The following is a 14,133-nucleotide window of genomic DNA, read 5'->3' as shown; positions in this document are numbered from 1 at the left end:
ACGTGTTCCGATTGATTACAACCTGATTCACCCGCGATGACGCGGGATTAACGGGATTTTCGTCAGTTCAAGACTGACGAAACCAGCAGTTGGGTATAAGGATGTCTGGGATCGTCCAACACGCGGTCAATCAGGCCGCTTTCGACAACCCGCCCTTGTTTCATCACGATCAGGTGGTGTGCCAACATCCGCACAACGCCCAAATCATGCGTCACGATCACCACCGCCAGATTCAGTTCACGCACCAGGGTACGTAAGAGATCCAGTAGGCGAGCCTGCACGGAAACATCAAGGCCGCCGGTCGGTTCATCCATGAAGACTAATTTGGGTCGCGTCACCAGACTACGGGCAATTTGCAGACGCTGCTGCATACCGCCAGAAAAGGTGGTCGGCAGATCGTCAATACGCGCCACCGGGATCTCAACGTCCTGTAACCACTGGCTTGCCTGCTGGCGAATCTCGCCGTAATGCCGCTGCCCGGCGGCCATCAGCCGTTCACCAATATTACCGCCGGCCGAAACCTGCGGGCGCAGGCCATCAAGCGGATACTGATGCACCACGCCCCATTCGGTGCGCAGTAGACGTCGCCGCTCACTTTCGCTCAGGCGATATAAATCGTGCCCCTGATAGTCAATCGTTCCCTGCTGTGGCGTTAAACGTGCCGAAATAGCCTGTAATAAGGTCGTTTTCCCCGATCCCGACTCCCCGACGATCCCCAGCACGTCCCCCGGAAAAAGTTCAAACGAGACGTCTTCAAAGCCTTTTTCCGGCGCATAAAGGTGCGTCAGGTTATTGACCGCCAACAGCGGCTTTTCACCACGGTTCATGGCTGTTTTTCTCCTGCTGCTGACGGCAGTAGTCGGTATCGGAGCAGACAAACAGACGCGAGCCTTCATCATCTATCACGATTTCATCAAGGTAGCTGTCGTGCGAACCGCACAGCGCACAGGGTTGTTCCCAGCGTTGAACGCGGAACGGGTGATCGTCAAAATCCAGGCTTTTCACGTCACAGTAGGGAGGCAAGGCGTAAATGCGCTTTTCTCTACCTGCGCCAAACAATTGCAGCGCTGGCATCCTGTGCATTTTGGGGTTATCAAATTTTGGAATGGGCGACGGATCCATCACATAGCGTTCATTCACCTTCACCGGATACGCATAGGTTGTCGCAATATGACCATAGCGGGCGATATCTTCGTACAGCTTCACCTGCATGATGCCGTACTCTTCCAGCGCATGCATTTTTCGCGTCTCGACCTCGCGCGGCTCAATAAAACGCAGAGGCTCAGGGATAGGGACCTGGTAGATCAGGATCTGACCTTCTTGCAGCGGCGTTTCAGGAATGCGGTGGCGCGTCTGAATCAACGTGGCCTCGACGGTACGTTCGGTGGTCACCGCCCCGCTCACACGCTGGAAAAAACGCCGGATGGATACGGCATTGGTCGTATCGTCAGCGCCCTGATCAATCACTTTCAGTACATCGTTTTCACCAATCAGACTCGCGGTGAGCTGAATGCCGCCGGTTCCCCAACCATAGGGCATCGGCATTTCCCGTCCGCCAAACGGTACCTGATAGCCGGGGATCGCTACCGCCTTCAATATGGCACGTCGGATAGTCCGTTTGGTTTGCTCATCAAGATAGCCAGGGTTATAGCCGCTTAACTCATACATCGTTGCCCTCCTGATACGCCTGACGCAGACGTTTCAGGAGTTCTAACTCAGCCTGAAAATCGACGTAATGAGGCAGTTTGAGATGAGAGACAAACCCCGCGGCCTCGACGTTATCCGCATGCGACAGCACAAACTCCTCGTCCTGCGCCGGGCTGGTCACCCGTTCGTGATGCTCTGCGGTTTGCAGGGCGCGATCCACCAGAGCCATCGACATGGCTTTACGCTCTGCCCGACCAAACACCAATCCGTAGCCTCGGGTAAAGTGCGGCGCTTCCTCATCCCTGTCGGTAAACCCATTGACCATTTCACACTCGGTCAGCAGAATTTCACCGATTTCCAGCGCAAACTCCAGTTCTTCCGGCACAATCTCTACCGTGACAAAGCCTGTGCGGATCTCTCCGGCAAAGGGATGGGTGCGGCCATAGCCGCGCTGTGTCGAGTAACTCAACGCCAGCAGGAATCCTTCATCCCCCCGCACCAGCTGTTGTAGACGCACCGAACGCGGAGCGGGATAACTCGGGGGATCGCGGGTGATATCACACGGTTCGCTACCGTCATCCTCTTCCCTGACGGCAAACCCTTCACGAGTCATCAGATCAAATATCAGCGGGCACGCGGCTTCCAGCGGCATGTCTGCACCCGACGGCGCAGGTGTGTCACCGTTGGCAAGCAGCGTGAAATCCAGCAAGCGGTGAGTGTAATCGCAGGTTGGGCCAAGTACCTGACCGCCCGGAACATCTTTGTAGACTGCCGAAATACGCCGCTCAATCCGCATGTTCGCCGTCGTTAACGGCTGGCTGTCGGCCAGCCGCGGCAATGTCGTGCAATACGCACGCAGCAGAAAAATAGCTTCCACCACATCGCCACTGGCCTGTTTGATCGCCAGTGCCGCCAATTCACGATCGTAGATACCACCTTCGGTCATCACACGATCGACCGCCAGCCCAAGCTGTTGTTCAACCTGCTGGCAGTCAATTTCCGGGATGTCACGATCCCCACGGCGCAGATCATCCTGTAAGCGATGGGCATTTTCGATCGCTTTCTCTCCCCCTTTCACGGCGACGTACATCAGCAGACCTCCACATGGGTGGTGCGCGGCAATGCCATCATGGCATCGGCACAGGTGAACATCAGATCGATTCCTTGCGGAAAAGGATCGGGACGGTGGCAGAGATAACGCACAATGTCCGGCGGCAACGGTGGGTCAACGATGCGTGAAGTTTCCAGCCCCGGCCCGCTCAGGCGCAGCGGCGTGCCCCCGCTCAGAGAAGTAACGTCGATAATGACCGTGGTACTCTTTTCCGGCGACATGTCATCACCGGCAGAAAACCGTGACAGCGCGATGGTCGATGAGGCGTGAAGCAAGGCAAAGGCCGCCGATTCATCCCTGATCAATATCACACCGGTATGAAAACGCAGGTTGCTGCGGGTAACGTCATCATTCAATGCATCATCCAGCCAGAGCGGTGTGTCGCGATCGACCAGCGTCAGCATCACCGCCGTCGCGGCAGGAGATAACCTCCCCCAGCCTTGCTGTAACGGCAAAGTCACCGTGATGCCCGGTTCGCTTAAGGCTTTGAGGATGCGCCGAAAAGCACACTGCGCGTCAGCCACCGGCTGCGCAAAGCTCGCCTGTATAGACATCAGTTATCTCCGCGAACTAACGTGAAGAAATCGACCTTGCTACTGGCAATTTCACGCGCGCGCTGTTGGCACAGCGCGGCACGCTGCGCCGCCAGAGGTTTGATGAGATGCTCCTGCAACCGCTCGTGGCTTTCCGGCAGTTGCAACAGCGCATCAATAACGGCACAGCGCTCGGCATGGATTTTATCGCGCCCGGCTACATAGCTGTAACCACACGTACCGTCAGCCAGACGCACCACGGCACGCGTCATCGTCATATCCCCCAGCACAAAACGCTTGCCCGTTCCTCCCATTCTCGCCTGTAAACGAGTCAGGCCAATTTCAGCCGCACGCAGCAGGGCATACTGCGGATGTAAATCGAGCGCATGCCAGCGCTTCTCCAGCTCGGCAACCGTGCTGAATGCCAGCACCGAGAGCCAGTGTTGACGGCGTGTTAGCGTATCCATCTAGTGCTCCAGCGTCAGTTCGATCATGTCGCTACGGGTCAGGCTGATGGAGTACTCGGCGACCTCACCGCTTGCGGTTTTATTCAGCGTGCGCAAGCACAGCAGCGGTGCCTGCACATCGATTTCCAACAGCCGACTTTCCTTAGCCTGAGCCAGACGCGTGCTGATACGCGTTTGCGTGCGAACCAGCACCTGATTCAGCCGCTCGGTAATAAAGTTGTGCAGTGAGCCGCGATTGAACTGCTGTAGGTGCGGCCACCAGGAAAGGTTGGGCAGGAAATGGTTAATGACGCAGACGGGTATGCCGTTAACCCGACGCAGCGTGCGCAAATGGATGATGTTATCGCCTTCGTCACAGCCCAGCGTGGTGGCAATCTCCTGACTGGCCGGACTTAACATCGCCAGGAGTCGTTCGCTGGAAGGACTGCTGCCTTGATCCAACAGATTCTGGCTGAAGTGGGCCTGCGCATGCAGCGGGTAGTCATAAGGCCGGATAAGTACCAAAATCCCCACACCGTGACGGCGTTGAACCAGCCCTTTTTTCACCAAATCATCCACGGCCCGGCGTAACGTATGGCGATTAACGGCGTAGTGCGTAGCCAGTTGCTTTTCAGAGGGAAGATAGTCGCCACATTTGTAGCGTTCGCGTAGCGCTTCTTCTAGCCGGGCAGCAATCGCCTGATAGAGAGTGGTCGGATGTCTGGACAACTGCATCATAAAAAATCTCCCACAAACAGGGGGCATTAATACGATTCGGAAGGCGAATGCTGAGGATGTATAAATATCGTACGATTATGAGGAGGGAATATGTCTGTCTCGTTAATCAGACGTGGCACAAAAATGAACTTTTTTTGATAGGCTGCTAACTATGTATAGCTATCGGCAGCGGAAAAAACGGGCCTCAGCCCGTTTCCTTAAGCGACGTCAATTTACTTCAGCGTCTGCAACAGGCTCTTGCGCTGGTTTTCTAACGATGTGACGCGGCTGCATACGTCATTACCAAAACGCTGGAACTCCAGTTCCTGATTATTCCACTCGGCCTGAATCGCCTTCTGCAAACCACCGAGGTTGCCCATCATCGCCTGTAGCGGGTTACCGCCGCTGGACATCTGTTTTACGCCCATCTCGTTCAGGCTATCCTGCAAGACGCCGCCCATGCTTTGCTGCACGATCTGCTTGCCATCCTGCTCCACCTGCTTAATCGCCTGATGGTGGAACGTCAGGCCATCACTGCGGTGTTCGATAATACGGTTCATCTGCTGTTTTAGCTGTTTATCCAGCGTAGTCAGACGATTACGCACATTGCTGTCGCTGCCGAGTTCCTGCACGATCACTTTATCCAGCGCAACGCGCGCTTTTTCCAGATGCTGCTGCGCGCCCTGATCGATCCACGGCAGTTGCTGGCGTATATCCGCCTGATAGGCTTTGGCCTTCTGGCGCTGTTCGGCGTTCAGGGTCAGCGGCGTACCGTTGCGGACGATATCGCCCTGCGGGGAAAGCTGTAAATTGCCGCTGGCACCCACGACCTGTACGTGCTGCGGACTGATAATGATGTCGTCTTGCGGGTTCACGTTGCACTGGTAGGCCGCCTGCGCTTGCCAGGACAGCAACATCAATAAACCCAAGGTCATTTTACGCGACATATTTTCTCCTGAAGAAAACAACGGCAGTGGCGGGAAAGTGGCAATGTGCCCTTTGATGAGGCGGATAATGCCTGAGCTAAATCAGCTCAGGCATTTTTTTGCTTAGATCAACGCGTTGGCGTAAACCAAGGCCTTTCTGTTTTTACTGAAGCAAAAATTACAGCAGGTTTTCTGGCAGATCCCACCAGATATCGAACAGATCGCTGACTTTCACATCTGTCAGTTTCTGCTCTTCCAACCAGCGGCTAACCAGCTGGCGGTGCTCTTCGGTACAGTGACCCAGTTTTTGCAGGCAGATGAGACCTTCCCAGTGCAGATAACCGCTGCCTTCAAATGCCAGACCCTGTGGTTCAATCACCTCATCGACGAACTTATCCATCAGTCGATCGATGTCTTCCACGTTAGTGCCTTCAGGAAAGCGGAAGCTGACCGAAAAGCCTAATTCCTGAAACTCATCAATGTGCAGTTTTTTACGTAAACGACGGCTACGAGCTTGTGCCATTTTATTTTATCCTCTCAAACATCAGATCCCATACGCCATGCCCCAAACGCTGGCCGCGCGCTTCAAATTTCGTCAGCGGACGGGAATCCGGCCGCTCAACGTAGTCATTCTTATCGGAAAGGTTGCGGTACCCGGCGACAGACGTCATCACTTCGAGCATATGTTGCGCATAAGGTTCCCAATCTGTTGCCATATGGAACACGCCGCCAACCTTCAACTTGCTTTGCACCAGTTCAACGAAAGGCACCTGGACGATGCGGCGTTTATTATGGCGAGCTTTGTGCCACGGGTCAGGGAAGAAGAGCTGAACCATGGACAGTGACCCGTCGGGGATCATCTTCATCAGCACTTCGATCGCATCGTGACACATCACGCGCAGATTGTTGATACCCGCCTCCTGTGCAGAAGCGAGGCACGCTCCCACGCCCGGAAGGTGAACTTCAATACCGAGGAAATTCTGTTCAGGATGCTGTGCCGCCATCGTCACCAGCGAGGCCCCCATCCCAAAACCAATTTCCAGCACCACTGGCGCGTCACGACCAAATAGCGCGTTAAAATCTACCTGTTCGGTTTGATATTCCACGCCCATCACCGGCCAGTAGTTATCCAGCGCCAGCTGTTGCCCGTTGGTCAAACGCCCCTGACGGCGGACAAAACTGCGGATACGACGCATCGGGCGCCCATTTTCATCAAATTCCGGTGAAATGACGTTGTTAATCATAAAGAGTGCTTACTTGCTGTCCGATTTCATTAAGGAAACGCGCATTATGCAAGGATACCGTGGTTTATCAAGCCCACTGCCTCGGAAAGTTCCGGTTTACAGCACATTCACTCTGTGCTGGAATCGCTGTCAAACTTTTTACCTGTCGGATAGTGACCCCATTTTATGATGCAAGCGCAACAGTTCGCCCATCAGGTGCTGGACTGGTATCAACGCTATGGCCGCAAAACCCTGCCGTGGCAGCTTGAGAAAACTCCCTATAAAGTATGGCTATCCGAAGTGATGTTGCAACAAACGCAGGTCACCACGGTTATTCCCTATTTCCAACGCTTTATGGAACGTTTTCCAAACGTGAGCGCGCTGGCGGCAGCGCCGCTGGACGAAGTGCTCCACTTATGGACCGGGCTGGGCTACTACGCCCGTGCGCGTAATCTACATAAGGCGGCACAGACCATCGTGTCACGTCACGGCGGCGACTTCCCCACGACCTTTGACGAAGTCGCGGCGCTGCCGGGCGTCGGACGTTCTACCGCCGGTGCCGTGCTATCGCTCTCTCTCGGCCAACATTACCCGATTCTCGACGGCAACGTGAAGCGCGTGCTGTCACGCTGCTACGCGGTTGACGGCTGGCCGGGCAAGAAAGAGGTCGAAAAGAAACTGTGGGCGCGGAGTGAAGACGTCACGCCAGCCGAAGGCGTCAGCCAGTTTAATCAGGCGATGATGGATCTCGGGGCGATGGTCTGTACCCGTAGCCGACCCAAGTGCGAGCTGTGCCCACTGAACACGGGATGCATGGCGTACGCCAACCACAGCTGGGCGCAATACCCCGGTAAGAAACCAAAACAGACGCTGCCGGAGAAAACCGGCTGGTTCCTGTTGATGCAGCAGGGGTCTCAGGTCTGGCTGCAACAGCGCCCCGCCGTGGGCCTGTGGGGCGGGCTATTTTGCTTTCCGCAGTTCAGCGAACGTCGGGAATTGGAACTCTGGCTGCAACAACGCGGTCTGAATCCTGATGGATTGCAACAGCTTGTCGCGTTCCGCCATACATTTAGCCATTTTCATCTGGATATCGTTCCGCTCTGGCTGGACGTATCGCAGACCGATCGCTCACAAAACAGGTCCTGCATGGATGACGATGCGGGTCTCTGGTATAACTTAGCGCAGCCGCCGTCTGTCGGACTGGCCGCCCCGGTAGAACGCCTGTTGAGGGAGCTGGCTCACCCGCAGTCTACACGTTTGAATGCCTGCGCAATTGATGAGGAAGAAGCATGAGCAGAACGATTTTTTGTACTTTTTTACAACGCGACGCCGAAGGGCAGGATTTCCAGCTCTATCCCGGCGATCTGGGCAAGCGCATCTATAACGAAATATCTAAAGACGCCTGGGCGCAGTGGCAAACCAAGCAAACCATGCTGATCAACGAGAAAAAACTCAGCATGATGAACGTTGACGACCGTAAGCTGCTGGAACAGGAAATGATCAAATTCCTGTTTGAAGGGAAGGACGTACACATCGAAGGCTATACGCCTCCGAGTCACTAAAAATGGCGGGCTTTCGGGCCCGTTTACGTCCCTATTCCGACACGGCTTGTTATATGAAGAAAATGTTAGCTTTGCTGGTCATTGCACCACTGCTGGTTTCCTGTTCGGGAAACAAAGGGAATGCCGACAACGAAGAGTTTATCAAGGATACCAACGCCTTCGATATTTTGATGGGTCAGTTTGCCCACAACATCGAAAATATCTGGGGGATGAATGAAGTTCTGATCGCCGGTCCGAAAGACTACGTCAAATACACCGATCAATATCAGACGCGTAGCCACATCAACTTTGATGCCGGTTCAATCACGATTGAAACCATTTCGGCGACCAATTCCGTTGCCAGCCTGCGCCAGGCGATTATCACCACCCTGCTGATGGGCGACGACGCCACTAACACCGATCTGTATTCTGACGCTAACGATATCCAGATCAGCCGCGAACCGCTGCTGTATGGGCAGGTGCTGGATAACACCGGACAGCCGATCCGCTGGGAAGGCCGTGCCGCCAGCTTCGCGGATTATCTGCTCCAGAACCGCCTGCAAAAACGCACCTCTGGGCTGCACGTTATCTGGTCGGTCACGATCCAGCTCGTCCCTAACCATCTGGACAAGCGTGCACACAAATACCTGCCGCTGGTGCGTAAGGCTTCCGAGCGCTACGGCATTGAAGAGTCGCTGATTCTGGCGATTATGCAGACAGAATCCAGCTTCAACCCTTACGCCGTCAGCCGTTCCGATGCGCTGGGTCTGATGCAGGTGGTACAGCACAGCGCGGGGCGCGATGTCTTCAAGATGAAAGGGAAATGGGGACAGCCGAGCCGCAGTTACCTGTTCGATCCAGAACAAAACATCGACGCGGGCACGGCCTATCTGTCGATTCTGAAGAACAGCTATCTGGCCGGAATTGAAAACCCAACGTCGAAACGCTACGCCGTCATCACCGCGTATAACGGTGGCGCAGGCAGCGTGTTGCGCGTCTTCTCCAGCGATCGGGATCGCGCCGTAGGCATTATCAACAGTATGTCACCGAGCGATGTCTACCAAACGCTGACGACGAAGCACCCGTCTGGCGAATCACGTCGCTACCTGTACAAAGTGAACACGGCGCAGAAAAATTATCGCCGCTAATTCACACGTTCCACAAAACGCCGCGCTACCGGAATAACCCCGGTAGCGCGGTTTCATCACACCAGATATCGACAATAACGTTTCTGAAGAACACGATGACCGCAATTCCCTTACCGTTGATTACCGCACTTCTGCTGGTTATTTTGTTTTTTCGCGTCCGATTTCTGGATATTCAGCAGCATCTTTCTAACAAGAACATTCCTAACAAGAACGCCAAAAAACGCAATGCCAAGGCTGAAGCGCTATTCATTGGTGTGAGCTGCCTTGCACTGACGCTGGTCGCGTTACGCTGGAGCGGACATGTTGCCTTACCCACGTTGATCCAACCCGCTATCGCCGCATCGATTCCGCCACTGCTATGGCTTTGCCTTTTTCCCCACGACAAAACTCACAGACATCACAACGCTCTCCGACACCTGTTAGCGCCCTTGCTCGTTTTTGGCGCAAGTGTCATCCAGAGCAGAACGGCCGTTCCGCTCATCGATCTGATGCTGGTGAGTATTTACTTCGGTTATGGGTCAGCGCTGATTTACATCGCTCGCCGTCTGCATTTCCCCCTTGAGTGGTGGAAAAGCACACCGTTTATCGCCGGGCTGTATGTGATTATCTCCGGCGCTATCGATATGATGATTGCACTGGATATCGCTTTCTACAGCGGTAGTCGTGCAACGACCATCATCACCGCATTCCACTTTCTGATGCTGGCGATATTGACCCTACTGATCGTCACACACCGTACAACGCCGCAAGCAGGGCTTGTTCCGGCACCTGACAAAAAACCGGAAGCCCCACCCGCCACCTGTCCCGTTTTTTCTGGCGTGGCGAGCAAGGCCGTAATCACGCGACTGAGGTCACGAGGCCGCTGCCAAAGCGCCTGAGCGTTCTCAACACGCATATCTTTAAAGGTGGTCCCGGGGTGGCTGGGCGCGGCAACAATATAGCCTTGTTTAACCAACACCTGTGCCAGCCAGAGTTGGTTAAACCAACTCCCGCCGTAACCGTGTGAAACCACGATCAAGGGATGTGCACCGGGTTCAGGCACGGCGTTTTTACTCACCGCTATGCCAGGAAAGACGGGATTGTCACCTATGATCGTGGTCTGTGAGGATGACGAAACTGGATAAAATACGGCGACGTCTAACGGCCTGTTATTGGCCTCATCCGCTAATGTTATCTGTTGAAAGCCAATGCCCGCGTTTGCCATAACGGCAAAGCTGAGTAGTAAGTTCGTGACTACTCCCATCGTGATACGTCATGTCATACCTATTTCTCCGACGTTTCTACACTGTGAAAAATAGCTTTTATAACAATAGCTTTCATACCTGTTCGACCTAAATCGCTATTGAGCACCTCTCCGGGGTACACAAATTTGTGGTACATAAATCTGTAGGACACAAACAAACTGCGGCCAGCATAAGCTGGCCGTATATCCCTGATATTGGCGCAAAAATTTACCCGCCTTTGTTCCAGCGTTGGAACATCAACAGATAGAGAGCCAAAAAAGTGTGTTAACGCTTAATTTTTTTGAATTGCTGTGTTGTAGCCGTTAGCGCGGTTTCTGTCGGCAACCGCTCCATCGAGCTGGCACCGTAAAAACCATCGCACTGCGGGCAGTGATCCATAATGAACTGTGCATCCTGCGGTGTTGAAATCGGCCCGCCGTGGCACAAAACAATCACATCCTTACGGATGGATTTCGCCTCATCTGCCCAGTGATTAATCAACGGCACACAGTCTGCAAGATTCAGCGCCGTTTCCGCCCCAATATTGCCGCCGGTGGTTAACCCCATGTGCGGGACAATAATGTCCGCGCCCGCTTTCGTCATCGCAACAGCATCAGCCGCGCTGAACACATAAGGTGTGGTCAGCATGTCTTTTTCATGCGCCAGACGGATCATGTCGACTTCCAGCGCATATCCCATGCCGGTTTCTTCCAGATTGGCGCGGAAATTACCGTCGATCAGACCCACGGTTGGGAAGTTCTGTACACCAGAAAAACCCAGTGCTTTCAGGTCATCCAGAAACTTATCAAACTGACAGAAAGGATCGGTTCCGTTCACGCCCGCCAGCACTGGCGTATGTTTCACAACCGGTAGAACTTCTTTCGCCATATCCACGACGATCTCATTCGCGTTGCCGTAAGCCAGCAGACCAGCCAGAGAGCCTCTCCCCGCCATGCGATAGCGACCAGAGTTGTAGATCACGATCAGATCGATTCCGCCCGCTTCTTCACATTTCGCGGAAAGCCCCGTTCCTGCGCCACCACCGATAATCGGTTCGCGGCGGGCGATCATTTCGCGGAATTTTGTCAACAATGCCTGACGATTCATGCCTGACTTCATACTTTTTCCCTTCTTATTTCACTAACGCCCGAAACGCATCGACTGCCGCATGGGCAAATAAAGGATCGTTAATATGGAAAGGCAGACGAATAATCTGTCGTCTTGCCGTTTGCTGCACTACGCTCTCCAGCGTGCTGATAAACGCGTCACGCGCTTCCGGGTGCCAGAATGCCTGCTCCGGCGCATCCAGCGCGGAGAAGCCACCTTCCGGGATCAGGAAGCGCACCTCGCCTTCACAGCGGTTCAGCTTCTCCCCAATCCAGCGCGCCATCGCGATATTTTCTTCTATCGTCGTACGCATCAGAGTGACCTGCGCGTTGTGGTTGTAGAACAGACGATGCGCGTATTTCTCCGGTATGCTGGCGGGCGCGCCAAAATTCACCATGTCCAGCGCACCGCAGGACGCCACGTAAGGCACCTGCGTCTTGGCTATCGCGTCAAACCGTTCCGGCCCGCAGGCCAGCACGCCATCAAACAGTAAATCGCATACCTCAGTCGTCGTGAGATCGAGCACGCCAGTGAGCAAATGGCTGTCCACCAGCTTTTCCATCGCTTTCCCGCCGCTGCCCGTCGCGTGAAAGACCAGGCAGTCAAACTCCGCATCCAGCAATTTACTGGCTTCCTGAATGCACGGCGTCGTTACGCCAAACATGGTCAGGCCAATCGCGGGCTTATCGTCATGATGTTCCTGAATCTTAAATTTCACGGCACCGGCGATCTGATGCGCGGCGTTGCCAAGAACCTGACGAGAAATACGGTTCAGGCCCGCCACATCGGTAACGGAATACATCATACTGATATCGCTGGCACCGATGTAACCGGAAATATCACCGGAGGCCATCGTCGACACCATCAGCTTCGGCATCCCAATCGGTAACGCCTGCATCGCGGGCGTGATCAACGCTGTACCGCCGGAACCGCCAAGCCCAAGCACCCCGGCAATGTCATCGCGGGATAGCATGAAGTGCTCAAACGCGACAGCCATGGCACCAATCGCCTGCCCTCTGTCATGGCAAAATACCGCTGACGCGCCCTGCGGATGGTACGATGCCACCGTTTCTGCACTGATATCAGTCACCTCTGACACCCGAACATCTGTTGACGGCGATGCCGTTGACAGATCAACCGTGACGGTTTTCAAGCCTGTCGCAGCAATCAGATCGCGGACGTAAACCTGTTCTTTCCCTTTAGTATCTGCTGTACTTGCAATATAAACGCTGCCAACTTTACTTCCCACTTGGTCTCCCTCCCACCATTAGTGAAACAATTAACAGATTGATATAAATGACAATTACAAGAAAACAAAAACAGACAAGATTAATTTATCGCCATATTGAGACTTGAGTATCAGAAAGACAAATCATTAAACGCTCAAATGAGACAAAAGTCTCAAAATGTTATGTACGACATTACATTAACAGTAAGAAAGCTTGACGTGGCACAAGAATCACTCAATTTGCTATAGTTCTGGCGATAACGCCGTGCTGCCCGATAGCTTCCGGCCCGAAAATTCAATGAGGTCTATGTGATTGAACGGGATGAAAAACTGACATCAACACGGGCGAAAACCCGTCGTTTATTAATTGATACCGCCATGAGTATGTTCGACCACGGTATATTCCCCTCCATTACCGATGTTGCCGCCGCAGCTCAGCTTTCACGCGCAACGGCCTATCGTTATTTTCCGACGCAAAGTGCGTTAATCTCCGCCGTGGTGGGTGAAAGTCTTGGCCCGATTCTGGCGTGGCACCCAACACAGCCGGACGCCAGCGAACGCGTGGCTGAACTGCTGCGATTTGCTTACCCCAGAATGCTGGAGCATGAAGGCGCGCTACGTGCCGCCCTGCATCTGTCACTACAACAATGGGCAGACCGCCGTTCTAATCGCCTCCATACGGACCCTTTGACGCGTGGCAATCGTAAACGCCTGCTCAAAATTGCCACCGAACCGCTGGAAGGGAAAATCACGCCGGAAGCACAACAGCGGGTGATTTATGCCTTATCGCTCATTTACGGCTCCGAGGTTTTTCTGGTGCTGAAAGATATCTGGCATCTGGAAGAAGACAGCATTCAGGATGTTACGCAGTGGGTTGCAAAAGCCATTTTACGGCAGGCGGAAGAGGATGCCGCGCAGGCCGATTCACCGAAAACCTGATGAACACATTCATGCCGCATCCCGTCCCGGTCTTGATCACCTAACCGGGGCGGAACGTGTGTTCCCCACCGAACGTACCACGCGCCCCACACCATCACGCTCTGACACACTTTCCCTTTATCCATTTTTTGCCACAGCACACAGGAAAAGGTAGCATCGCTGCCGTTGTTTTCTGCCATGCGGATAACCGCGCTCGGCGCAACGGCCCGAAGGGTGCCGGACAGGGATGTCCGACATAAAAAAACGCCGGGAGCGTTTTTCAACGTTGTGTAGCAACGGCCCGAAGGGTGCCGGACAGGGATGTCCGGCATAAAAAAACGCCACAGATAACAACATAACCATTT

The 14,133-nt window shown here is 54.0% G+C and carries 16 protein-coding genes; 5 read left to right on the top strand and 11 right to left on the bottom strand.

Annotated features, from left to right (window positions below):
* Positions 1–62: 62 nt before the first annotated feature.
* The 9 genes from phnK to trmB form a co-directional block, all read right to left on the bottom strand.
* Entirely contained in the window at positions 63–827 is a 765-nt protein-coding gene (phnK, locus tag O1Q74_RS04480) for a phosphonate C-P lyase system protein PhnK (protein WP_271876403.1), read from the bottom strand.
* Complete coding sequence (locus O1Q74_RS04475) at positions 814–1,668, bottom strand: alpha-D-ribose 1-methylphosphonate 5-phosphate C-P-lyase PhnJ (RefSeq protein WP_271876401.1); 855 nt, start codon at positions 1,666–1,668, stop codon at positions 814–816. The genes phnK and O1Q74_RS04475 overlap by 14 nt, the downstream gene beginning before the upstream one ends.
* Positions 1,661–2,737, bottom strand: coding sequence for a carbon-phosphorus lyase complex subunit PhnI (locus tag O1Q74_RS04470; RefSeq protein WP_271876399.1), 1,077 nt, complete (start codon positions 2,735–2,737; stop codon positions 1,661–1,663). The genes O1Q74_RS04475 and O1Q74_RS04470 overlap by 8 nt, the downstream gene beginning before the upstream one ends.
* The gene (gene phnH, locus O1Q74_RS04465) at positions 2,737–3,312 is read right to left on the bottom strand and encodes a phosphonate C-P lyase system protein PhnH (RefSeq protein ID WP_271876397.1); all 576 of its coding nucleotides are present in this window, start codon (positions 3,310–3,312) and stop codon (positions 2,737–2,739) included. Before phnH ends, O1Q74_RS04470 begins: the two co-directional genes overlap by 1 nt.
* Positions 3,312–3,758: a phosphonate C-P lyase system protein PhnG gene (phnG, locus tag O1Q74_RS04460; protein ID WP_271876395.1), complete on the bottom strand. Its 447-nt coding sequence runs from the start codon at positions 3,756–3,758 to the stop codon at positions 3,312–3,314. The genes phnH and phnG overlap by 1 nt, the downstream gene beginning before the upstream one ends.
* A complete protein-coding gene (gene phnF, locus O1Q74_RS04455) occupies positions 3,759–4,472 on the bottom strand; it encodes a phosphonate metabolism transcriptional regulator PhnF (RefSeq protein ID WP_271878737.1) in 714 nt (237 codons plus the stop codon). It abuts the gene before it with no gap.
* A gap of 215 nt (positions 4,473–4,687) precedes the next feature.
* Entirely contained in the window at positions 4,688–5,401 is a 714-nt protein-coding gene (locus O1Q74_RS04450) for a DUF2884 domain-containing protein (RefSeq protein ID WP_180778181.1), read from the bottom strand.
* Positions 5,402–5,558: 157 nt separating this feature from the next.
* A complete protein-coding gene (locus O1Q74_RS04445; protein ID WP_271876392.1) occupies positions 5,559–5,903 on the bottom strand; it encodes a YggL family protein in 345 nt (114 codons plus the stop codon).
* A 1-nt stretch (position 5,904) separates the two neighbouring features.
* Positions 5,905–6,624, bottom strand: a complete 720-nt coding sequence (trmB, locus tag O1Q74_RS04440; RefSeq protein ID WP_271876389.1) for a tRNA (guanosine(46)-N7)-methyltransferase TrmB — start codon at positions 6,622–6,624, stop codon at positions 5,905–5,907.
* Positions 6,625–6,789: 165 nt separating this feature from the next.
* Between trmB and mutY the strand changes: the two genes are divergently transcribed.
* From mutY to O1Q74_RS04420, 4 genes are all read left to right on the top strand, one after another.
* On the top strand, positions 6,790–7,896 hold the full coding sequence (mutY, locus tag O1Q74_RS04435; protein ID WP_271876387.1) for an A/G-specific adenine glycosylase: 1,107 nt from the start codon (positions 6,790–6,792) through the stop codon (positions 7,894–7,896).
* Complete coding sequence (locus tag O1Q74_RS04430) at positions 7,893–8,165, top strand: oxidative damage protection protein (protein ID WP_225087105.1); 273 nt, start codon at positions 7,893–7,895, stop codon at positions 8,163–8,165. Before mutY ends, O1Q74_RS04430 begins: the two co-directional genes overlap by 4 nt.
* Positions 8,166–8,218: 53 nt before the next feature.
* Positions 8,219–9,292 (top strand): membrane-bound lytic murein transglycosylase MltC, encoded by a 1,074-nt coding sequence (mltC, locus tag O1Q74_RS04425; protein ID WP_271876384.1) that lies wholly within the window; start codon positions 8,219–8,221, stop codon positions 9,290–9,292.
* A 95-nt stretch (positions 9,293–9,387) separates the two neighbouring features.
* On the top strand, positions 9,388–10,170 hold the full coding sequence (locus O1Q74_RS04420) for a hypothetical protein (RefSeq protein ID WP_271876382.1): 783 nt from the start codon (positions 9,388–9,390) through the stop codon (positions 10,168–10,170).
* Between the two features lie 630 nt (positions 10,171–10,800).
* Here the strand turns inward: O1Q74_RS04420 and O1Q74_RS04415 are convergent.
* Positions 10,801–11,634, bottom strand: a complete 834-nt coding sequence (locus O1Q74_RS04415) for a phosphoenolpyruvate hydrolase family protein (RefSeq protein WP_271876380.1) — start codon at positions 11,632–11,634, stop codon at positions 10,801–10,803.
* Positions 11,635–11,647: 13 nt separating this feature from the next.
* Entirely contained in the window at positions 11,648–12,871 is a 1,224-nt protein-coding gene (locus O1Q74_RS04410; protein ID WP_271876377.1) for a Tm-1-like ATP-binding domain-containing protein, read from the bottom strand.
* A 288-nt stretch (positions 12,872–13,159) separates the two neighbouring features.
* On the opposite strand from O1Q74_RS04410, the gene O1Q74_RS04405 reads away from it, so the two are divergent.
* Complete coding sequence (locus tag O1Q74_RS04405) at positions 13,160–13,789, top strand: TetR/AcrR family transcriptional regulator (protein ID WP_271876375.1); 630 nt, start codon at positions 13,160–13,162, stop codon at positions 13,787–13,789.
* The last annotated feature ends 344 nt before the right edge of the window (positions 13,790–14,133 follow it).

Source organism: Pectobacterium sp. A5351 (assembly GCF_028335745.1).
In the GTDB taxonomy this organism is placed as follows: domain Bacteria; phylum Pseudomonadota; class Gammaproteobacteria; order Enterobacterales; family Enterobacteriaceae; genus Pectobacterium.
This window is presented reverse-complemented; position numbering and strand designations above follow the sequence as displayed.

What these genes read in the sequence shown, in the direction of transcription:
- O1Q74_RS04445 (WP_271876392.1), bottom strand. Translation starts at nt 5,903, where the DNA reads ATGGCACAAGCTCGTAGCCGTCGTTTACGTAAAAAACTGCACATTGAT.
- trmB (WP_271876389.1), bottom strand. Translation starts at nt 6,624, where the DNA reads ATGATTAACAACGTCATTTCACCGGAATTTGATGAAAATGGGCGCCCG.
- phnK (WP_271876403.1), bottom strand. Translation starts at nt 827, where the DNA reads ATGAACCGTGGTGAAAAGCCGCTGTTGGCGGTCAATAACCTGACGCAC.
- O1Q74_RS04420 (WP_271876382.1), top strand. Translation starts at nt 9,388, where the DNA reads ATGACCGCAATTCCCTTACCGTTGATTACCGCACTTCTGCTGGTTATT.
- phnH (WP_271876397.1), bottom strand. Translation starts at nt 3,312, where the DNA reads ATGTCTATACAGGCGAGCTTTGCGCAGCCGGTGGCTGACGCGCAGTGT.
- mutY (WP_271876387.1), top strand. Translation starts at nt 6,790, where the DNA reads ATGATGCAAGCGCAACAGTTCGCCCATCAGGTGCTGGACTGGTATCAA.
- O1Q74_RS04470 (WP_271876399.1), bottom strand. Translation starts at nt 2,737, where the DNA reads ATGTACGTCGCCGTGAAAGGGGGAGAGAAAGCGATCGAAAATGCCCAT.
- mltC (WP_271876384.1), top strand. Translation starts at nt 8,219, where the DNA reads ATGAAGAAAATGTTAGCTTTGCTGGTCATTGCACCACTGCTGGTTTCC.
- O1Q74_RS04415 (WP_271876380.1), bottom strand. Translation starts at nt 11,634, where the DNA reads ATGAAGTCAGGCATGAATCGTCAGGCATTGTTGACAAAATTCCGCGAA.
- O1Q74_RS04450 (WP_180778181.1), bottom strand. Translation starts at nt 5,401, where the DNA reads ATGTCGCGTAAAATGACCTTGGGTTTATTGATGTTGCTGTCCTGGCAA.
- phnG (WP_271876395.1), bottom strand. Translation starts at nt 3,758, where the DNA reads ATGGATACGCTAACACGCCGTCAACACTGGCTCTCGGTGCTGGCATTC.
- O1Q74_RS04430 (WP_225087105.1), top strand. Translation starts at nt 7,893, where the DNA reads ATGAGCAGAACGATTTTTTGTACTTTTTTACAACGCGACGCCGAAGGG.
- O1Q74_RS04475 (WP_271876401.1), bottom strand. Translation starts at nt 1,668, where the DNA reads ATGTATGAGTTAAGCGGCTATAACCCTGGCTATCTTGATGAGCAAACC.
- phnF (WP_271878737.1), bottom strand. Translation starts at nt 4,472, where the DNA reads ATGCAGTTGTCCAGACATCCGACCACTCTCTATCAGGCGATTGCTGCC.